The sequence below is a fragment of the Streptomyces lydicus genome, from assembly GCF_000717345.1.
GTDB lineage: Bacteria > Actinomycetota > Actinomycetes > Streptomycetales > Streptomycetaceae > Streptomyces > Streptomyces lydicus.
Genome location: NZ_JNZA01000048.1, coordinates 1 through 20,229, shown reverse-complemented (window position 1 = coordinate 20,229; position 20,229 = coordinate 1). Strand labels below are relative to the sequence as shown.

Annotated in this window: 19 protein-coding genes and 1 pseudogene; 7 read left to right on the top strand and 13 right to left on the bottom strand. The window is 71.0% G+C overall.

The window, feature by feature from the left end:
* Position 1: 1 nt before the first annotated feature.
* Positions 2-790 (bottom strand): aspartate/glutamate racemase family protein, encoded by a 789-nt coding sequence (locus tag OO62_RS32700; RefSeq protein ID WP_033271311.1) that lies wholly within the window; start codon positions 788-790, stop codon positions 2-4.
* 269 nt (positions 791-1,059) lie between these two features.
* On the opposite strand from OO62_RS32700, the gene OO62_RS32695 reads away from it, so the two are divergent.
* The gene (locus tag OO62_RS32695; protein ID WP_033271310.1) at positions 1,060-1,860 is read left to right on the top strand and encodes an IclR family transcriptional regulator; all 801 of its coding nucleotides are present in this window, start codon (positions 1,060-1,062) and stop codon (positions 1,858-1,860) included.
* Between the two features lie 68 nt (positions 1,861-1,928).
* On the opposite strand, the gene OO62_RS32690 is transcribed toward OO62_RS32695, so the two are convergent.
* Entirely contained in the window at positions 1,929-2,264 is a 336-nt protein-coding gene (locus OO62_RS32690) for a DUF5955 family protein (protein WP_228332686.1), read from the bottom strand.
* Positions 2,265-2,437: 173 nt separating this feature from the next.
* Positions 2,438-4,333: a protein kinase domain-containing protein gene (locus OO62_RS32685; RefSeq protein ID WP_033271308.1), complete on the bottom strand. Its 1,896-nt coding sequence runs from the start codon at positions 4,331-4,333 to the stop codon at positions 2,438-2,440.
* 387 nt (positions 4,334-4,720) lie between these two features.
* Here OO62_RS32685 and OO62_RS32680 point away from each other — a divergent pair, with 387 nt between their 5' ends.
* The 3 genes from OO62_RS32680 (at position 4,721) to aceB (ending at position 7,557) form a co-directional block, all read left to right on the top strand.
* Positions 4,721-4,945 (top strand): hypothetical protein, encoded by a 225-nt coding sequence (locus OO62_RS32680; RefSeq protein WP_033271307.1) that lies wholly within the window; start codon positions 4,721-4,723, stop codon positions 4,943-4,945.
* Between the two features lie 81 nt (positions 4,946-5,026).
* Positions 5,027-5,704 carry a nucleotidyltransferase family protein gene (locus OO62_RS32675; RefSeq protein ID WP_078617481.1) on the top strand — a complete coding sequence of 226 codons (678 nt, stop codon included), beginning with the start codon at positions 5,027-5,029 and terminating at the stop codon, positions 5,702-5,704.
* A gap of 224 nt (positions 5,705-5,928) precedes the next feature.
* Positions 5,929-7,557, top strand: coding sequence for a malate synthase A (gene aceB / locus OO62_RS32670; RefSeq protein WP_033271306.1), 1,629 nt, complete (start codon positions 5,929-5,931; stop codon positions 7,555-7,557).
* Positions 7,558-7,657: 100 nt separating this feature from the next.
* Here aceB and OO62_RS32665 read toward each other — a convergent pair whose 3' ends face one another.
* A complete protein-coding gene (locus OO62_RS32665; protein WP_051733813.1) occupies positions 7,658-9,220 on the bottom strand; it encodes a YfcC family protein in 1,563 nt (520 codons plus the stop codon).
* Complete coding sequence (locus OO62_RS32660) at positions 9,217-10,554, bottom strand: M20/M25/M40 family metallo-hydrolase (RefSeq protein ID WP_051733814.1); 1,338 nt, start codon at positions 10,552-10,554, stop codon at positions 9,217-9,219. Before OO62_RS32660 ends, OO62_RS32665 begins: the two co-directional genes overlap by 4 nt.
* A gap of 373 nt (positions 10,555-10,927) precedes the next feature.
* Between OO62_RS32660 and OO62_RS32655 the strand changes: the two genes are divergently transcribed.
* A complete protein-coding gene (locus tag OO62_RS32655) occupies positions 10,928-11,494 on the top strand; it encodes a TetR/AcrR family transcriptional regulator (RefSeq protein WP_033271305.1) in 567 nt (188 codons plus the stop codon).
* A gap of 186 nt (positions 11,495-11,680) precedes the next feature.
* Positions 11,681-12,568, top strand: a complete 888-nt coding sequence (locus OO62_RS32650) for a chitosanase (RefSeq protein WP_033271304.1) — start codon at positions 11,681-11,683, stop codon at positions 12,566-12,568.
* An 88-nt stretch (positions 12,569-12,656) separates the two neighbouring features.
* Here the strand turns inward: OO62_RS32650 and OO62_RS32645 are convergent, their stop codons facing one another.
* From OO62_RS32645 to OO62_RS32610, 8 genes are all read right to left on the bottom strand, one after another.
* Positions 12,657-14,105 carry a nucleobase:cation symporter-2 family protein gene (locus OO62_RS32645; protein WP_033271303.1) on the bottom strand — a complete coding sequence of 483 codons (1,449 nt, stop codon included), beginning with the start codon at positions 14,103-14,105 and terminating at the stop codon, positions 12,657-12,659.
* 290 nt (positions 14,106-14,395) lie between these two features.
* The gene (locus tag OO62_RS32640) at positions 14,396-15,781 is read right to left on the bottom strand and encodes an 8-oxoguanine deaminase (protein WP_033271302.1); all 1,386 of its coding nucleotides are present in this window, start codon (positions 15,779-15,781) and stop codon (positions 14,396-14,398) included.
* A 42-nt stretch (positions 15,782-15,823) separates the two neighbouring features.
* On the bottom strand, positions 15,824-17,200 hold the full coding sequence (locus tag OO62_RS32635; RefSeq protein WP_033271301.1) for a nucleobase:cation symporter-2 family protein: 1,377 nt from the start codon (positions 17,198-17,200) through the stop codon (positions 15,824-15,826).
* Between the two features lie 83 nt (positions 17,201-17,283).
* Positions 17,284-18,207: a factor-independent urate hydroxylase gene (gene pucL, locus OO62_RS32630; protein WP_033271300.1), complete on the bottom strand. Its 924-nt coding sequence runs from the start codon at positions 18,205-18,207 to the stop codon at positions 17,284-17,286.
* Positions 18,208-18,214: 7 nt separating this feature from the next.
* Positions 18,215-18,628 (bottom strand): hydroxyisourate hydrolase, encoded by a 414-nt coding sequence (uraH, locus tag OO62_RS32625; RefSeq protein ID WP_033271299.1) that lies wholly within the window; start codon positions 18,626-18,628, stop codon positions 18,215-18,217.
* Complete coding sequence (uraD, locus tag OO62_RS32620; protein ID WP_033271298.1) at positions 18,625-19,176, bottom strand: 2-oxo-4-hydroxy-4-carboxy-5-ureidoimidazoline decarboxylase; 552 nt, start codon at positions 19,174-19,176, stop codon at positions 18,625-18,627. Before uraD ends, uraH begins: the two co-directional genes overlap by 4 nt.
* 171 nt (positions 19,177-19,347) lie before the next feature.
* Positions 19,348-19,728 (bottom strand): helix-turn-helix domain-containing protein, encoded by a 381-nt coding sequence (locus tag OO62_RS32615; RefSeq protein WP_033271297.1) that lies wholly within the window; start codon positions 19,726-19,728, stop codon positions 19,348-19,350.
* Positions 19,725-19,994, bottom strand: coding sequence for a YkoF family thiamine-binding protein (locus OO62_RS32610; RefSeq protein WP_077193864.1), 270 nt, complete (start codon positions 19,992-19,994; stop codon positions 19,725-19,727). Before OO62_RS32610 ends, OO62_RS32615 begins: the two co-directional genes overlap by 4 nt.
* Before the next feature lie 136 nt (positions 19,995-20,130).
* Between OO62_RS32610 and OO62_RS39250 the strand changes: the two are divergent.
* Positions 20,131-20,229: pseudogene (locus tag OO62_RS39250) on the top strand (hydroxypyruvate isomerase); the annotation flags it as partial.

The following is a 20,229-nucleotide window of genomic DNA, read 5'->3' as shown; positions in this document are numbered from 1 at the left end:
GTCAGATGTCTGATGTCTGTGCGGAAAATTCAGCGGCACGGAGCGGGTCCGCGGCGCGCCCCGAGGACAAATGCCTGCTCAGCGGCCACGCACCGATGACCTTCGGGCGCGGCGGCGCGAAGCTGCGCGCCGTACTGGTGGTGAGCCCGAGACCGACGACCGCCTCGGCGAACTTCACCGCCGCGGCGACCCCGTCGACGACCGGCACCCCGAGCGCCGCCGCGACCTCGGCGTCCAGCCCGGCCATCCCGCCGCAGCCCAGGCAGATCACCTCAGCACCGGCCCGGACTACCTCGCGGGCGGTCTCGATGATCACCTCGACGGTCCGCGCGGGGTCCTCCTCCAGTTCCAGCACCCCGAGCCCGGTGCCGCGCACCGCGGCGCAGCGCTGGAGCAGCCCGGCGGTCAGCAGCCGGTCCTGGATCTGCGGTACGGCGCGGTCGAGCGTGGTCACGACCCCGTAGGCGTGCCCGAGCATCATCGCCATCTGGGCGGCGCTCTCGGTGATGTCCAGCACGGGGACGTCCAGCAGTTCCTGGGCACCCTCCCGGCCCGGTTCGCCGAAGCCGGCCATGACCAGCGCGTCGAAGGGGATGCCGAGGGTGGCGAGCCGGTCCAGGACGGCCGCGGCGCTCAGGTAGCCCTCGAAGTGCCCCTCAATGGATTCCGGACCCCACAGGGGTTCGGTGGCGAGGATCTCGGTGCCCGGTGCGGCGGCTGCGGTTGCGGTGGCGCGGATCGAGGCGGTCATGGAAACCGTGGTGTTCGGGTTCATGACGAGAATGCGCATGACACTCCAGCGATTTGGAGGATTCCACAGAATGGACAGTAGGTTTCGCGCAGCAGAACGTAGCTACGGCCACTGGCACCGTCAAGGGATCACGGCTACCCAGTTGCCCGGCATCTCGCACGGTGGGACAAAGAGGGGCTGACCGGCGAGAACGAGTGTGCGAGAGACCGTGTGTCACCGTAGGGGGACCGGTAGGCTGCTCCGGTCGGGCCCGGCGCCCGTTAGTCCCGAGCCGAGACCGATCTGACCCGCCCTGAAAGGAACGCGACGTGCCGCCGTCCAGCGCCAGCACCTCCGCCGCCGAAGCCAAGCCCGCAGGCGCCGGCGGCGTCCAGTCCCTCGAGCGCGCCTTCGACCTGCTGGAGCGGATGGCCGACGCCGGCGGCGAGGTCGGTCTGAGCGAGCTGTCCGGCAGCAGCGGCCTGCCGCTGCCCACCATCCACCGGCTGATGCGCACGCTCGTCGCCTGCGGTTACGTACGCCAGCAGCCCAACCGCCGGTACGCGCTCGGCCCCCGGCTGATCCGCCTCGGCGAGAGCGCCTCGCGCCTGCTGGGCACCTGGGCCCGGCCGTTCCTGGCCCGCCTGGTGGAGGAGACCGGCGAGACCGCCAACATGGCGCTGCTCGACGGCGACGAGATCGTGTACGTCGCGCAGGTGCCCTCCCGGCACGCGGTGCGGATGTTCACCGAGGTCGGCCGCCGGGTGCTGCCGCACTCCACCGGCGTCGGCAAGGCCCTGCTGGCCAACCACCCGCCGGAGGAGGTCCGCGCGCTCCTCGGCCGTACCGGGATGCCCGCCGCGACCGACAAGACGATCACCGACCCGGAGCGCTTCCTGGAGGCGCTGGCCGACGTCCGCCGGATCGGCTACGCCGTCGACGACAACGAGCAGGAGATCGGCGTCCGCTGCCTCGCCGTGCCGGTCCCCAACTCCCCCACCTCCGCCGCCATCTCCATCTCCGGCCCGACCGGCCGGGTGACCGAGGACGCCACGGACAAGATCGTGCCGGTGCTGCAGGACGTCGCGGCGCAGCTGTCGGTGGCGCTCGCCAACCAGACGCCCGCCTGACGAACCGGACGAAGGGGCCGGGGGGACGGCCGGCGGTGCGGACCTCGCAGGCCGCCACGATCCCCCGGTCAGCGGCCGGGCGGCAGCTGACCGAAGCGGTCGATGCCCTCGCGCACGTCGCTCAGCGCGGGCGACAGCGCGCTCACCGAGCCCACCGCCCCGGCGATCAGCAGCAGCGACCGGCGCAGCCGGGGCACCTCCGGCAGCCCGTGGCTGACCATCGCGTCCAGCGCCGCCAACTCGTCATCGGCGGCGCCCCGGTCCGGTAACTCCCCGGGGAGCACGGCCAGCTGACGACGCAGCCGGGCGACCGCACCGCGCAGCTCCTGGACGCGCGGGTCGCCGTCGACCGCGGTCACTCGTCCGTTCCTCCGCAGTTGTTCCACAACGACGGCGTCCTCCATGGCCGTTGCCCGTTCCACAATGCGGGACAGTTAACGCCACTCTGCGCTGCTCGCGCCATACGGAGAGCGAAAATCCCCGGATCACCGGCGCGGTCGGGGCGCGATCCCCTGAGGGAACGCGCCCCGCGTATCGAGCACCCGCGTCTCGGGAGCCCCGGCCCGGGACTCCCGTCTCAGGAGTCCTGCTTGGGCTGCACCGCGTTGCGCCACACCCGGACGTCGACGGTCATGTAGCTGCTGGGGTCCGACTTCGGCGCGAAGCCCTTGAAGGTGATCAGGGCGACGTGGCCGTAGTCGGTGGTCAGGCAGATCTGCGAGCCCTTGGTGAGCTGCTTGGCGAGGATGGTCTCGGTGAAGCGGGTCTCGTTGCGGCAGGTGTCGAGCGAGCCCTCCTCACCGGCGTTGAGCAGCACCAGCTTGCCGTTCTCGGTGTTGACCTGGTCGTCCGAGTAGCTGTTGTCCTGGTACGCGAAGTCGGTGTCGGTGTCGGTGTCCGTGTTCGTCGGCTTCATCGCCTCGTCGGCCATCGACAGGTGGTAGTCGTCGGGCAGATTGATGTTCTTGAAGTCGACCGGGGTCGGGTCCTGCTGGGGCGCGGCGGGGGTGTTCGTCGCGCCGTCGGGGCTCGCCGTCCCGGCCGGGGTGGGCGTCGGCGAGGCGTCGCTGTTCTCCGCCTTGTTGTTGCTGGTGGCCTGGTCGCTCTTCTTCCGGCCGTCGTCCTTCATGAAGGTGTAGACGACGGCGCCGCCGGCGCCCGCGAAGACCAGCAGGCAGACCACCACCAGGGCCGTGATCAGCCCCTTGCGCTTCTTCTTCGGCGGCTGCGGACCCGGTGCGCCGGCCGCGGGGTGGGCGACGGCCGGGCCGGTGGGGTGCGGGCCGGTGCCGTGCGGACCGGTCGCGGCCGCGCCGGCGTGCGTCGCGGTGCCCTGCGCCGGGGTGCCGACGGTCGGCGCGTACGCGGGACCGAAGCCCGGCGGCGGGGTCTGCGGGTGATTCAGCTCGGTCGGCACCGGCGGGACGGTCGGCGGCTGCGCGGGAACGGCGGCCGGTGGCTGCGCCGGGGCCTGGGCCGGCTGCGCGGGCACGGTGGGCGGCTGGACCGGAGCGCCCGCGGTGGGCGCCTCCAGCGGGGGCGGCGGCGCCTGCGCGGGGGCCGGCGCCGCCGCGCGGGTGGTGATGTCCGCGGCGACGGCGGTGGGCAGCCACTCCTCGGGGCGGCGCAGCTGGGTCTGGCCGGAGGCCGCGCCGCACAGCGCGATCACCTCGGCGATGGACGGCCGCTCCGACGCGTCCTTGGCCAGGCAGCGGGAGACCAACTCGCGCAGTTCTTCCGGCAGTCCGGTCAGATCGGGCTCTTCGTGGACGATGCGGTAGAGCACGCCGTGCGAGGTGCCCTCGCCGAACGCCGGTGTGCCGATGGCCGCGTACGCCGCGACCTGGCCGAGCGCGAAGATGTCGGTGGCCGGGGTGATGGTGCTGCCCGCGGCCTGCTCCGGCGCCATGAAGGTGGGGGTGCCGACGGTGACGCCGCTGCTGGTCAGCGAGGTCGCGTCGGCGGCGCGGGCGATACCGAAGTCGATGACCCGCGGGCCGTCGGCGGCCAGCAGCACGTTGGACGGCTTCAGGTCCCGGTGGACGATGCCCGCGCCATGGATCACCTGGAGCGCCTCGGCGATCCCGGCGACCAGCAGCAGCACGGTCGGCACCGGCAGCTTGCCGTGCTCGGCGACCGCCGCGGCGAGCGAGGGGCCGGGGACGTACGCGGTGGCGAGCCAGGGGCTCGGGCCGTCCGCGTCGCTGTCGATGACCGGCGCGGTGAACAGCCCCTGCACCCGCTGCGCGGACTGCACTTCCTGCTTGAACCGGCGCCGGAACTCCGCGTCCTCGCTGAACTCGGGGCGGATCACCTTGATGGCCACCGGGCGTCCGCCGGGCGTGTAGGAGAGGTACACCTTGCCCATGCCGCCGGCGCCGAGCCGTGCGGTGAGGCGGTAACCCGCGATCACCCGGGGGTCGTCCCCCTCCAGCGGCTGGAAGATCCCGGACGAGCCCACACTGTTCACCACGACGTCCCCCGACTCAGAAAAACATGCGCCTCACCCGCCGCACCGGCGGGCAGCCACGATGTCCGCAACGGGGCAGAACCTTATCCGGCCACACGCCCGGCCGTGACATCGCCGGCGGGCGAACGGGACGCCTTGTCCGAAGAGCCGGTTTCGCGACGGCAATTGGGGCGTCACCAGGGCCGCACCACCCCCACTCGCACCCCACACGCCCCATCGACCACTCCCCCACACGCGGTACCCGTTTTCGGCCTGATGATGTGTCAGTACGTGCGTTCTCCCCGGCACCCATTGGCATGTTCGTCGCGAATTCGATGCGTAGGCGGTGGCGGAACGGAGCATTCTCCCTTCTAAGGAAATATCCGGCATATCACTGGATCGGAGACTGCCATGGAGCCCAACACCGGTCCCGGCACCGGCCCGAACCGCCGCGGCGTCAGCGTCGTCCAGCTCATCTGTCGCGCGTACGGCCTTTCCGATGCGTCGGAAATCACCCTGGAGCACATACACCGCTACGTCGCCGAGCGGCGGCGCGTGGAGGAGCGGACGCACCACCTGCGGGAGCGCTTCCGGCCGAGCATCCCCCGCCCGCGCGCGTCCGACGACGCGGCCTGAGCGACGGCACCGCGCACCGGCACCGCGGGCGGCACCCGCCAGGGCGACGCGTCACACGGCGCCATGAGGTAAGCAGTCCCCATGGCACCGACAGCATCGACACCGCCGGGAGAACCGTCCGCCGCGCCACGGCCCGAGGGGAGGGTCGCCGGTCTGCTGCTCGCCGCCGGCGGCGGCCGGCGTCTGGGGGGACGGCCCAAGGCACTGCTCGACCACCGGGGACGGCCGCTGGTCGAGCACGCCGCGCGGGTCCTGCGGGACGGCGGCTGCGACCCCGTGCACCTCGTACTGGGCGCCGCCGCCGACGCGGTACGCGCCCGGGCCGACCTCTCGGCGTACGGCATCTCGGAGAACCCCGACTGGCAGCAGGGCATGGGCACTTCCCTGCGGGTGGGCCTGGCCGCGCTGGCCGGCTCGGGGGCCGGGGCGGTGGTGGTGTCCCTGGTGGACCAGCCCGGTATCGGCGCCGCGGCGGTCGCCCGGCTGATCGCCGCGTACGCCGCGGGCGCGGACCTGGCGGCGGCCTCGTACGACGGGCGCCGCGGCCACCCCGTGCTGTTCGGCGCCGGCCGCTGGGCGGACATCGCGGCGAGCGCGGAGGGCGACCGCGGCGCCCGCGCCTACCTCCAGCGGCACGCCGCCGCGCTCACTCTCGTCGAGTGCTCCGACATCGCCGCGCCGTACGACATCGACACGCCGGAGGACCTGCACCGACTGGAGCAGGCGCCGCGCGGGCGCGACGGGGGTGATGGAGAGTGACGGGTATGGCACCGAGCGCCATTCGATCACCACTTGTGTCGACCCAGAGAATCTCGACATCAACAAACCATTGAAGTTCCGCGATAAGGAAACTAGTCTCCACTGGTCAGAAGCGCCCTGAACCCGAACGGCGCCCGCGACCGTATCTCGGAGCCCGCGGCACCCCGTGCCGCCCCGGCGCCCCGGCGGCCGCCAGGCACCGCCGCTGAATGGAGTGACAGCTCATGTCCGCACCAGCGCCGTCCCCGCTGGCCATCGTCGAAGTCGACCCCGCCCACACCCCCGAACGGCAGGACGAGGTCCTCACCGACGCCGCGCTCGCCTTCGTCGCCGAGCTGCACCGCCGGTTCACCCCGCGTCGCGACGAACTGCTCGCGCGCCGTGCCGAGCGCCGCGCCGAGATCGCGCGGACCAGCACGCTGGACTTCCTCCCGGAGACCGCGGCCGTCCGCGCCGACGACAGCTGGAAGGTCGCCGAGGCCCCCGAGGCGCTCAACGACCGCCGGGTGGAGATCACCGGTCCCACCGACCGCAAGATGACGATCAACGCCCTCAACTCGGGTGCCAAGGTCTGGCTCGCCGACTTCGAGGACGCCTCCGCCCCCACCTGGGAGAACGTCGTCACCGGCCAGCTCAACCTGATCGACGCCTACGAGCGCCGGATCGACTTCACCGACCCGGCCTCCGGCAAGTCGTACGCCCTCAAGCCCGCCGAGGAACTGGCGACCGTCGTGATGCGGCCGCGCGGCTGGCACCTGGAGGAGCGCCACCTGCAGTTCGAGGGCCGCCCGGTCCCCGGCGCGCTGGTCGACTTCGGCCTCTACTTCTTCCACAACGCCAAGCGGCTGCTCTCCCTCGGCAAGGGCCCGTACTTCTACCTCCCGAAGACCGAGTCGCACCTGGAGGCCCGCCTCTGGAACGACATCTTCGTCTTCGCCCAGGACTACGTGGGCATCCCTCAGGGCACCGTTCGCGCCACGGTCCTCATCGAGACCATCACGGCCGCGTACGAGATGGAGGAGATCCTCTACGAGCTCCGCGACCACGCCTCCGGCCTCAACGCCGGCCGCTGGGACTACCTCTTCTCCATCGTCAAGAACTTCCGCGACGGCGGCGCCAAGTTCGTCCTGCCGGACCGCAACGCGGTCACCATGACCGCCCCGTTCATGCGCGCCTACACCGAACTCCTCGTGCGCACCTGCCACAAGCGCGGCGCGCACGCCATCGGCGGCATGGCGGCCTTCATCCCCAACCGCCGCGACCCGGAGGCCAACGAGCAGGCCCTGGCCAAGGTCAAGAACGACAAGGACCGCGAGGCCGGCGACGGCTTCGACGGCTCCTGGGTCGCCCACCCCGACCTGGTCCCGGTCGCCCGCGCCTCCTTCGACGCGGTCCTCGGCGACGCCCCCCACCAGAAGCACCGCCTGCGCGAGGACGTCTCGGTCTCCGCCGCCGACCTCATCGCCATCGACTCCCTCGACGCCAAGCCCACCTACCAGGGCCTGATCGACGCCGTCCAGGTCGGCACCCGCTACATCGAAGCCTGGCTCCGCGGCCTCGGCGCGGTCGCCATCTTCGGCCTCATGGAGGACGCCGCCACCGCGGAGATCTCCCGCTCCCAGATCTGGCAGTGGGTCGACGCCGGCGTCGTCTTCGAGAACGGCGAAAAGGCCACGGCGGACCTCGTCCGCACCATCGCCGCCGACGAACTGGCCGCCCTCCGCACCGAACTCGGCGAGGAAGCCTTCACCTCCGGCAAGTGGCAGCAGGCCCACGACCTCCTCCTGAAGGTCTCCCTGGACGCCGACTACGCGGACTTCCTGACCCTCCCGGCATACGAACTGCTGGGCTGAGCACCGCTCGCACCGCACGCAGGGCCGGTACCTCCTCCCTCTCGGGTGGCGGTACCGGCCCTGCGCCGTCTACGGCGGTCGGCGCGCGGCCGGCCGGTGGTCAGGTCACCACCGCCCCCGCCCCCACGAACGCGCAGATCAGGAGGAAGAGGAGGGCCAGGAGGGGCCAGATGAAGCGGAGGTAGGTGTTGTAGCCGACCTTGGCGAGGGAGATGCCGCCCATGATGACGGCGGTGGTGGGGACCCACAGGTTCATCCAGCCGCTGGCTGCCTGCCAGGCGGTGACGGCGACGGCGCGGGGGACGTGGGCGAAGTCGGCCAGGGGGGCCAGGATCGGCATGGCGAGGGTGGCGTGGCCGGAGGTGGAGGGGATCAGGAAGGCCAGCGGGAGGTTGACGACGAAGACCGTGATGCCGAAGACGGCGGAGGGGGTGCCGGAGACCACGCCTTCGATGGAGTGCAGGACTGTGTCGGTGACCTTGGCGTTGTTCATGATGACGGTGACGCCGCGGGCCAGGACGATGACCAGGGCCGGTGAGATGAAGTCCGCGGCGCCCTGGACGACGGTCGCGCTGAGTCGGGGTTCGGGCATGCGGGCGAGCAGGCCGACGAGGACCGACGCGACCAGGAACAGGGCCGCCAACTGGGGGAAGGACCAGCCGAGTTCGAAGGCGTAGGGGGCGGCGTCCGCGCGGCCGGTGAGGGCACCGGACCAGGGGATCACCGAGAAGATCATGAAGGCGAAGACCAGGGCGACGGTGACCAGGACCGTCTTGTGGAGGGGCGTGAGGGGCGGGGGTTCCTGGGCGTCGGCGGCGGTCTGGGCATGGTCGCGGTCGCCGGGGAGGAAGCCGCAGAGGGAGCGTTCGGGGACGGCGCGGACGCGGCGGGCGTAGCGGATGACGTACGCGATCGTCACGGCGGTGAGGACCAGCCACATGGCGAAGCGCAGGGCGATGCCGTCGCCGAGGGAGATGTCGGCGGCGGAGGAGGCGACGCCGGTGGCGAAGGGGTTGACGGTGGAGCACAGGACGCCGACACCCGCGCCCAGGATGATGGTGCCGGTGGCCACCAGCCGGTCGAAGCCGAGGGCCAGCATCAGGGGCACGATCAGCCCGTAGAAGCCCAGGGTCTCCTCGGCGAAGCCCTCGACGGTGCCGAGGAGGGAGAAGACCGTCATGATGCCGGCGATGAGCAGCGCGCCGCGGTCGCGGAGGCGGTGGGCGAGGCGGCCGATCCCCCGGTCGAGGGCTCCGGTGGCGAAGACGACGGTGATGAAGGCGCCGATGGCGAGGACGAAGAGGAAGACGCCGGCGCTGCCGTAGAGGTCACCGGTCAGATCCGGGCCGACCTGACCGGTCTTGGGGTCCTTGATGCCGTAGAGCCCGTTGACCGGGGAGAGGAAGAGGTCGCCGAGGCGGTCGAGGAAGGTCAGGCCCGAGGGCGTGCGGTGGTAGGTGCCCTGGACGGGGGCGCCGGCGGCATTGCGGGTGTAGGTACCGGACGGGATGAAGAACGCCACGGTCCAGACCACGAGGGTGACCAGGACCAGGACGGTCAGGGCGCTGGGGAAGGTGAAGCGGGGGCGGCCTGGCGGGTGGTCCTCGCCCGGTGGGGGACCTGCCGTCGGCGGGGTGGTGCCGGCAGGGTCGGGGGCCGTCACGGGGTGGGTCCGGTGCGGTGGCCGGCGGCGTATTCGGCGAGGAAGGCGGCCTCGGCGAGCAGGTGGCCGCGGAGTTCGGACCGCAGCACGCGTTCGTTCGGGCCGTGCAGATTGCAGAGGTTGTCCTCGGCCCCGAAGAGCAGGATCTCGGCGTTCGGGGCGGCCTCGGCCAGGCCGTTGACCAGGGGGATGGAACCGCCGCTGGCGCAGTGGACGGGGTCGGTGCCCCAGGCGCGGCGCAGTGCGGTGCGGGCCGCGCGGTAGGCGGGGCCGTCGGTGGCGGCCTCGTAGCCGGGGCCGGCCTCGCCGGGTGTGACGGTGAGCGGGATGCCGAACGGGCGCAGGCGCTGAAGGTGGCGGACGAGGGCGGCCTGGGCCTCCTTGGGATCCTGCCGGGGGTGCACGCGGAGGTTGAGCTTGGCGCGGGCGTACGGGACGACGGCGGACGCGGCGCGGTCGACGGACGGCGCGTCCAGGCCGACGACGGTGAGGGCGGGGCCGTTCCAGAGGCGTTCGCCGAGGCCGCCGGAGCCGGGGAGCGGGGTGCCGGGGATGACGCCGGCGAGGTCGCGGAACTCCTCCTCGGTGAAGGTGGTGCCGTGCCAGGGCTCCCGGCGCAGCCCTTCGACGGCGACGTCGCCGTGGACGTCGTGGAGGGTGCCGAGTGCCTTGAGGAGGGTGAGCAGGGCGTCGGGGGCGGCGCCGCCGTACTCGCCGCTGTGGACGGCGGAGTTGAGGGTGCGGACCTCGACGAGGACGACGGCGGAGCCGCGCAGGGCGGTGGTGAGGGTGGGGGTGCCGGGGCGGATGTTGCCGGTGTCCGCGATGATCATCGCGTCGCAGGCGAAGAGGTCGGGTTCGCTGGGCGGATACGCCTCGAAGGCGCTGCCGTACTCCTCCTGACCCTCGAAGACGATCTTGATGCCGACGGGTGGACGGCCGCGGTAGGCCCGCAGGGCGCCGATGTGGGCCATGAGGTTGGCCTTGTCGTCGGCGATGCCGCGGGCACGGATCGCGGGGCCGCCGGCCGGTTCGTGGAAGTCGGCGGGTTCGAAGGGCGCGGAGGTCCACAGCCGCTCGTCGCCGGGCGGCTGGACGTCGTAGTGGCCGTAGAGCAGGACGGTGGGGGCGTCGGGGGTGGGTGGCGGGATGCTCCCGGTGATGACGGGGGCGGTGGCGGGGAGGTTGAGCTCCCCGATGGTGGCGACGCCGGCGTCCCTGAGCAGGGCGACGAGCAGATCGCGGGCCTGGAGGACCGGTTCGGGCGAGAAGCCGGGAAAGGCGATCGAGGGGATGGCCGCGAGCCGCTTGAGGTCCGCGCACACCCCGTCCATCAGTGCGTCCACGGTGGACTCCAGGGCGGCGGCCGCCGCGCCGGTGCCCGGGACGTGCGGGTCGTTGGCTTCCTGGTTCACCGCGGAACCCCTCTCCTCGGCGCCGCCGGTGTCACGCACCTCGACGCCATCGCCCGTACCTGACGTTGAGTCAGACGCAGGCCAGCTTATCGGGCGTAACGGGATGTATGGGGCGGCGGCGCCGTCGGGTCCGGCGGGCGGGGGTGCTCCGCGCGGCAGGACTCCGAGGATGCGCGGCAGCGATGAAGCGCCTGGTCACGACGGTCCGGGACTACGTTTACAGTGAACGCGCACTACAAAAATAGTGGATCCAAAAATAGTGGATCCGGCAAGACCGAGAAGGGCGCACGGAGTGGCACGTCGGCGGGAGCAGGTTCTGGACGCGGCGCTGGAGGTCCTCGGGAGCGAGGGGGCGCGGCGGCTCACCTATCAGGCCGTGGACACCGCGGCCGGGGTCCCGTCCGGTACGACCTCCAACCACTTCCGCAACCGGGCGGCCCTGGTCGACGGCCTCGTCGACCACCTGGGGGCCCTGGAGCGCCGCGACTGGGAGCGCGTCAGCGCGGGGCCCGCGCCGGCCGGCGTCGGTGAACTCGCCGATGAGGTCACCCGCTTCCTCCGGTACGCGACCGGCCCGGCGCGAGCCAGGACCGCCGCCCGCTTCACCCTCTCCCTGGAGTCCACGGCCCGGCCCGAACTGCGCGCGGCCCTCGCCCGCGGCCGGGAGGCCACCATCGACCGGGGTACCGAGTGGCTGCGGCGCCTCGGTTCGCGCACGCCGCGCCGGCACTGCGAGATCCTCCTCGACCACCTGGACGGGGTCGCGTTCCGTCAACTCACCTTCCCCGCAGCGGACTTCGACCCGCGGCCGGGAATTCACGGGCTGCTGAACGGACTGCTGAACGAGCTGCCGGGGTGAGCAACTGCCGTTCCTTCGGGTCGTGTTGAGCACGGCAGGACGGACCGGGCCGTCGCCGCCCGGCGGTCGTGGCGTCCCGTGCCGGCTCGACCCGACGGCTATACGGCACCCCGTAAGTCTGGTAGGAAAGCTTCCTAACGATTGGGGAACCCCCCACGGCTCGCTCCGAACTGGAGGACTGACTCCATGCGCACCCGATCGATAGGCAGGGCCCTGCCCAAGGCCCTGCCCAGGACAGCCACCCGCGTCGCCCTCGGCCTCGCCCTGCTGGCCGTGCCCGCGACCGCCCTCGCCACCACCGCCGGACCGGCCGACCACCCGGCCCCGGCCACCGCGCACTCCGCGCCGCACGCCGCACGGGCGGCGTCCGGCCTCGACGACCCGGCGAAGAAGGAGATCGCGATGCAGCTGGTCTCCAGCGCCGAGAACTCCTCGCTGAACTGGAAGGCCCAGTACAAGTACATCGAGGACATCGGTGACGGCCGCGGCTACACGGGCGGCATCATCGGCTTCTGTTCCGGCACCCACGACATGCTCGAACTCGTCGAGCTCTACACGCAGCGCAAGCCCGGCAACGTCCTGGCCAAGTACCTCCCCGCGCTGCGCAAGGTGGACGGCAGCGACTCGCACGAGGGCCTGGACCCCAACTACACCAAGGACTGGAAGAAGGCCGCCCAGGACCCCGAGTTCCAGAAGGCCCAGAACGACGAGCGGGACCGGGTGTACTTCAACCCCGCGGTCAAGCAGGGCAAGGCCGACGGCATCGGCGTGCTGGGCCAGTTCGCGTACTACGACGCGATCGTGATGCACGGTGACGGCAGCGACCCGACCAGCTTCTCCAGCATCCGCAAGCGGGCGCTGGCCAAGGCCAAGCCGCCGGCCCAGGGCGGCGACGAGAAGACCTACCTCAACGCCTTCCTCGACGCCCGGGTCTGGGCGATGAAGCAGGAGGAGGCGCACAGCGACACCAGCCGGGTCGACACCGCACAGCGGGTCTTCCTCCAGAAGGGAAACCTCGATCTGCACACCCCGCTGGACTGGAAGGTGTACGGGGACAGCTACCACATCGGCTGATCCGCACGCCGCGGCCCGCCGCGCAGCGCAACGGCCCGTAGGAGGAGCTTGGTTGACGCTCCCCTACGGGCCGATGCGGTGTCCGGGGTCAGTGCGCGGGGGCCGACGCGGGCTCGTCGGTGTCGTCCACCGTGCCGCGATCGGGCTGGAGCGGGATCTGCGGGTCGCCGCCGGGCGCGAGGGCCTCCGCCCCCGTCTGCGGCCTTCGGCCGAAGTGGTTGAAGGCGAGGTTGAGGACGATGGCGACCAGACAGCCGGTGCTGATGCCGGAGTCCAGGACGACCAACAGGTCCTTGGGGAGGCTGTGGTAGAAGTCCGGCGCGGCGATCGGGATCAGCCCGATGCCGACCGCGGCCGCGACGATCAGCGCGTTGTCGCCCTTCTCCATCGCGGCGGAGGCCAGCGTCTGGATGCCGCTGGCGGCCACCGACCCGAAGAGCACGATGCCCGCGCCGCCCAGCACCGGCAGCGGGACCAGCGAGATGACCGACGCGGCCATCGGGCACAGTCCCAGCACGATCAGGATCAGACCGCTGGTCGCCACGACGAAGCGGCTGCGCACCTTGGTCATCGCGACCAGGCCGATGTTCTGCGCGAAGGCGCTGTTGGCGAAGCCGTTGAAGAGCGGGCTGAGGGCCGTGCCGAGGGTGTCGGCGCGCAGTCCGCCCTCGATGGTGCGCTCGTCCGCCGGGCGGTCGACGATCTTCCCGAGGGCGAGCATGTCGGCCGTCGACTCGGTCATGCAGACCAGCATCACGATGCACATCGAGACGATCGCGGCGACGTCGAACTGCGGGGCGCCGAAGTGGAAGGGCGTCGGGAAGCCGAGTACGTCGGCCTTGGTGAGGGCGGCGAAGTCGGTGATGCCGACGGGTATCGCGATCAGGGTGCCGGCTATCAGGCCGAGCAGGATCGCGATCTGCTGGAGGAAGCCCCGCAGCACCCGGCGCAGCACCAGCACGATCAGGAACGTCAGCGCCGCCATGCCGATGTTCGTCAGGGAACCGTAGGCGGGGTCCCGGGAGTTGCCCCCTTGGGACCAGTTGAACGCGACGGGCAGCAGCGAGACACCGATCAGGGTGATGACGGTGCCGGTGACCACCGGCGGGAAGAAGCGTACGAGCTTGGAGAAGTAGGGGGCGAGCAGAAAGCCGAGCACACCGGCGACGATCACCGCACCGAAGATGATCGGCAGGGCGTTGTGGGGGCTCTGCGCCTTGCCGATGGCGACCATGGGGGTGACACCGGCGAACGAGACGCCGTTGACGAAGGGGAGCTTGGCGCCGACCTTCCAGAAGCCGAGGGTCTGGAGGAGGGTGGCGATACCCGCGGTGAAGAGGCTGGCGCCCATCAGGAAGGCGGTCTCGGTGGCGCTCAGCCCGCAGGCCGGCCCCACGATCATCGGCGGGGCCACCACGCCCGCGTACATCGCGGCCACGTGCTGGAGGCCGCTGGTGAACATCTTGAAGGGCGGGAGGGTCTCATCGACCGGGTGCTTCCGGTCCGCCTCCGACTTCTGCCCGGTAATTGCGGCCACTGCGGGCCTCCTGTCGATTTCTGCAGCGCCGGGGCCGGCGGTGCGAGGCTGTCACGGAGGGCTTGCCATGTGGTGCGTGGTGCGAGAAGTCGCCTGGTGAGCGTGTGGTGCGGGCGGCGCTTGTGGCGCGTCAACGGCGGTGGGGGAGGCCGACCGGCCCGGGGCGCGAGGGGTCCCGCGCCCCGGGGTCCGGCTTCTTGCGGATCCTGCTCGGATCCACAAGATCGGCCGGGAGCCGTCCCTCCCGGCCGAGTCTGGGGTGGCGTCGGTCGTGGACCGCGCCGAGGGGGTCAGCCCTCGGCGGCGATCCGGGCCAGACGCTGTGCCTCGGCCCGCGCGGTGCGGGCGATGGCGTCCTCGTCGACGTTCGTGAGGTGGTTGTCCTCGACGACCGGCTTGCCGCCCACGAGGGAGAGCGTGATCGGTGCGGCCGCGCCGAAGACCAGCGCGGTGACCGGGTCGGCGATGGAGGAGTGGCCGAGGCCGTCCAGCTTCCACAGCACCAGGTCGGCGAGCTTGCCGGCCTCCAACGAGCCGATCTCGGCGGTCCGGCCGAGGACCTGCGCGCCGCCGTAGGTGCCGAGCCGCAGCGCCTTGCGGGCGTTGAGGGCGGCTTCCCGGTGGGCACCGAGGCGGTTGATCAGCAGGGCGTTGCGCAGCTCGGTGTGGAGTTCGCCGGACTCGTTCGAGGCGGTGCCGTCGACGCCGAGGCCGACCGGGACGCCGGCCGCGAGCATGTCGGGGACGCGGGCGATACCGGCCGCCAGCCGCGCGTTCGAGGACGGGCAGTGCGCCACGCCGGTGCCCGTGCGGGCGAAGGCGGCGATGTCGGAGTCGTTCATGTGGACGCAGTGCGCCATCCACACGTCGTCACCGAGCCAGCCGGTCGACTCGAAGTAGTCGGTCGGGCCCATGCCGAACAGCTCGTGGCAGAACTTCTCCTCCTCCACGGTCTCCGAGCCGTGGGTGTGCATCCGTACGCCCTTACGGCGGGCCAGTACGGCGCCCTCCCGCAAGAGTTCGGTGGAGACGGAGAACGGCGAGCAGGGCGCCACGGAGATGTGCACCATCGAGCCGAAGGAGGCGTCGTGGTGCTTGTCGACGGCTTCCTCGGTGGCCAGCAGGGCGCCCTCGGTGGTCTCCACGGCGAAGTCCGGGGGCAGCCCGCCGTCCTTCTCGCTGCGGTCCATCGAGCCGCGGGCCAGGGTGATCCGGGCGCCGATCTCGGCGGCCGCGGCCAGCTCGGCGGCGACCAGGTCGCCGGAGCCCTGCGGGAAGACGTAGTGGTGGTCGGAGGCGGTGGTGACGCCACCCCTGACCATCATGCCGAGCGAGCCCTGGGTGGCCGCGGCGAGCATCGGGGCGTCGATACGGGCCCAGGTCGGGTAGAGCGCGACCAGCCAGTTGAACAGGTTGTGGTCGGTGGCCAGACCCCGGGTGATCCACTGGTAGAAGTGGTGATGGGTATTCACCAGGCCGGGGGTGACCAGGTGTCCGGTGCCGTCGACGCGGCGGACGACGTTCTCCAGGCCCTCGGGTGCCTTGCCAGCGCCGATGGACTCGATGATGTTGCCGGCGACGACGACATGGCCGGTGGCGTACTCGGTGTCGTCGGCGTCGACGGTCGCGATCGCACAGTTCTCGATGACGATGCGCTGGGCTGCCGATGGTGCCATCGTGCTTCCTCTTTCCGGTGATGGTGTGGGCACGGCAGGACCCTAGGAAGATTTGAGTGCCGGAACCGTGGAACGACTCCGGGTGCCGAGATGGTGGAAGAAGAGATTGAGCAGGACCGCTACCAGGGCTCCGGCACTGATTCCGGAGCCGAGCACGGTCTGTGCCCAGGCGGGGAAGTCCGCGTAGAAGGTCGGCGCGGCGAGCGGGATGATGCCTGCGCCGAGCGACACGGCCACCAGGATGATGTTGGAGCTGTCGTCGAGACCGGCCTCGGAGAGCGTACGGATACCGCTGACCGCGATCGATCCGAACAGGACGATACCCGCACCGCCGAGCACCGGCATCGGCACCAGGGAGACCACGGCGCCCAGGACGGGGAAGGCACCGAGGACCAGGAGGGTGGCGCCGGCGAGCGCCACGACGTAGCGGCTGCGCACACGGGTCAGCGAGACCACTCCGACGTTCTGCGCGAAGGCGCTGGTCGGGAAGCCGCCGAAGACCGGTCCGAGCAGGGTGGCGATGCCGTCGGTGCGCAGTCCGCGGGTGAGGGTGACGCCGGTGGTCGGGCGGTCGCAGATCTCGCCGAGGGCGAGCATGCCGGCCGCCGACTCCGTCATCAGCACCAGCATCACGATGCACAGCGAGAGAATCGCGGCGGGCTGGAACTCCGGCGGGCCGAAGGCGAACGGGGTGGGCAGCGCGGCGACCGGGGCCGAGCGCAGCCCGTCGAAGCTCGCCATGCCGAAGGGGACCGCCGCGAGGGTGCCGACGACCAGGCCGATCAGCAGCGCGATCTGCTTGACGAAGCCCTGGGTGAAGCGCTGGATGAGCAGGATCACCACGAGTGTGAAGGCGGCGAGGGCCAGGTTGCTCATGTCGCCGAAGTCGGCGGCGCGCTGGTCGCCGCCCTGCGCCCAGCCGACCGGTACGGGCATCAGGGTGACCCCGATGAGGGTGATCACGACGCCGGTGACCAGCGGCGGGAAGAAACGCAGCAGTCTGCCGAAGAACGGTCCGACGGCGAGGCAGAAGACCCCGGCGACCATCACCGCCCCGTAGATGGCGGGGAGTTGGTGGCCCTTGGCGGTGGTCTCGGCGATGGCGAGCATCGGCGTGATGCCGGCGGAGCTGGCCGCGTTGACGAACGGCAGCCGGTTGCCGGCGAACGTACGGACGCCGAGCGTCTGCAGGAGCGTGGCGAGCCCGGCGATGAGCAGGCCGGCGGCGATCAGCCGGGTCCGGCCCGCGGCGTCCAGGCCGACGGCCTGGCCGATGATGAGCGGAGGGGTGACGACACCCGCGTACATGGCGGCGATGTGCTGGAGCGCGGCCGGGACGAGCCGCTTGGCCGCCGGCTTCTCGTCCACCGGGTGGACCGCGGGCGGGGGGTGGTGCGGGACTTGCGATGGCTGTGCCATGGGTCGTTCCCCTCAGGATCCGCGTCCCCTCCCCGCTGCGGGGTGGGGAGGGGACGCGAGGCACGGCGTTGCGTCGGAGCCGCTCAGAGGTTCGTCAGATCCACCGGGATCTTGGGCTCGACACCGTCGCGCAGAACAGTGGCTTCGATCAGGCCGTACGGGCGGTCCGCCGCGTAGTAGACCTCATTGTCGTTCTTGAGCCCGAACGGCTCCAGGTCCACCAGGAAGTGGTGCTTGTTCGGGAGCGAGAACCGCACCTCGTCGATCTCGGAGCGGTTGTTGATGATGCGCGAACCCATCTGGTACAGGGTCTGCTGGAGGGAGAGGCTGTAGGTCTCGGCGAAGGCGTGCAGCATGTGCTTCTTCACCTGCTCGTACGAACGCTCCCAGTTGGGCATCCGCTGGTCGTCGTCGGTCCAGTTGAACCGCCAGCGGCCCGATACCTCGGTGGCCAGGATGCGGTCGTACGCCTCCTTCAGCGTCGTGTACTTGTCCTTGATGTACCCCCAGAACTCCGAGTTGGTGGAGTTCATCACCACGAGGTCCTTCAGACCGGAGATGACCTGCCACTGCTCACCGTCGTAGGTGATCTCGGTCAGGCGGGTCTCCTGGCCCTGGCGGACGAAGGAGTGCTTGACCTCGTCGGAGCCGATGAAGCGGGAGTTGGCGTCGGAGGTCGCGATCCGCTCCCAGGCGTACTCCTCGATGCGGATCCGGGCCCGGTGTATCGGCTCCTGGCTGGTCACGAAGTGCCGGGCCAGGTGGATGCCGAACTGCTCGGCCGACTCGATCCCGTACTCCTTGGCGAAGGCGTACACGGTGTTCTTGGTCGTGTCGGTGGGCAGGCAGTGGGCGTTGGAGCCGGAGAGGTGGACCTCCTCCAGGTCGCCGGAGAGCGCGACGGAGACGTTGAGGTCCTTGATGTGGTGCGTGTCGCCGTCGCGAGTGATCTTGACGACGCGGTTTTCCGCTTTGCCGTATTGGTTCTGGCCGAGAATCGTGGGCATGTCGGTGCTAGCTCCCTCGGTATACGGAGTAGCCGAACGGGTTGAGCAGCAGCGGTACGTGGTAGTGCTCGCCCGGCTTGACGGCAAAGGTGATTGCCACCTCCGGGAAGAAGGCTCCGCTGTCCCTTACGCGGGGGGCGTCCTGCTGTTCCTCGGCTTGCTGGTTGGAACTGGGCTGATGGGAAACGAAGTACGCCTCGGTCTCGAAGTCGAGGCGCACGTGGGTGGTGCCTTCCGGCAGCGCCGGCAGGTCCTTGCAGCGCCCGTCCGCGTCGGTCTTGGACGCGCCGTGGGCGGTCCAGGTGCCGTCGCTGCCGGAGCGCACCGAGAGCGTGAGGGCGACGCCCTCCGCGGGGCGGCCCACGCTGGTGTCCAGGATGTGCGTGGACACCGACGTCTGTGCAGCCGTCTCGCTGCTCATGCTGCGTCTCCTTCTGCGTGTTCCGCGATACGGGTCAGGCGAATGCGGTTGATCTTGCCGAGCTCCACACGAACGATCTCTCGTTCCTGTTCCGGCGTGTTGTCGATCCGGTTACGGACCGCATCGCGCATCTGCTCCCCGGTACGGCCGGAGGCGCAGATCAGGAAGACATGCCCGAACTTCTCCTGGTAGGCCAGGTTGAGTTCGAGCATCTCCGTCTTGAGCTCGTCGGAGGCCCCGGCCATCCCGCTCTGCTCGCGGGACGAGGTCGGGTCTCCGGGCTTCGGCCGGCCGATGGGCGGGTGCCCGGCCATCGCCTCGGCCAGATCCTCCGCGGTCAGCTCGGCCATGGCGGCGTCGCTGGCGGCGAACAGGGCGTCGGTGGTGGCGTAGGGGCGCCGGGCGAGGACCTTGCTCCCCCAGACCCGGCTGGCACACACCTCGTGCAGGACGGCTCGCGCCGTACTGTCGTCGGCGGTGTTGAACCGGGCGAGCCCCGACGGGGGCTCGGGGGTGACCCCCGTCGAACGCTGGGTGGTCGAAGACACGGGAAGCCTCCGTGGCCTGGTGCTGGACAGCTCTGCTTGGCTGGAAACAGCTAAGACCCCCGGCAACAACACGTCAACACTTTGTTGAAAACTCGGCGACACAAAAGCCGCCGTCCGGGGTTGCGGGACGGCGGCTTCGGCGACCGGAGCGGGGAACTCGGGCAGTTCGCCTCAGTCGGCGTCCTTCGCGGCATTCTCCCTGTTCAAGTAGTTGTAGACGGTGAAACGGCTGACGCCGAGGGCGCCGGCCACGGTCTCGACCCCGTGCCGCACCGAGAAGGCGCCCCGCGTCTCCAGGATGCGCACCACCGACTGCTTGGTCTTGCGGTCCAGCTCCGCCAGCGGCATGCCGTGCCGGCGCTGGAGCTCGGCCAGGATGTGGTCGAGCGAATCCGACAGGTGCGGGAGCCGTACGGCCACCCGGTCCTGCCCCTCCCAGGCGAGGACGACGTCGTCACCCTGGGCCAGGTCGGGGGCGACCATCTGTCCGCCCATCGCGTCCACCAGCGGCTTGACCGCCTGGACGAACGGGTGGTCGGCGGGCTCGGTCACGTCGCGTCCCCCTCGCCCCGCCCGGCTTCCCCGATCACATTGACCTGCAGGGAGACCCGGGTGGCGCCCGCCCGCAGGGATTCGCGCAGCAGCGCGGAGACCGCTCCGAGCACCTGCTCGGCATCCCCTTCGGCCGTGTTGCCGAACGGGCCGACATCGACGGCGTCCAGCTCGGCGCCGGTGACGACGTCCCGGGCCACCACCGCATGTTCCGGCGCCTCGTCCAGGTCGAACGGCTCCGTCGTGAACTCCACTCTCAATCGCACGTCGCTCAACCTACGCGCGGTTCGGCCCGGCCACCAGAAATTGCGCCGGGGCCCCCTTGACAGCCTCCGAGCACGGCAGGCAATGTTCCGTTACGCAGAAAAACAGTTCCACTATCCGGAAGGAGCGCCGGCCCTCATGGGTTTCTCGGACACGCGCTTCAACGTCAATCTGTCGATCCTGTTCACCGAGCTTCCGTTGCTGGAGCGGCCGGCGGCCGCGCGGGCGGCGGGGTTC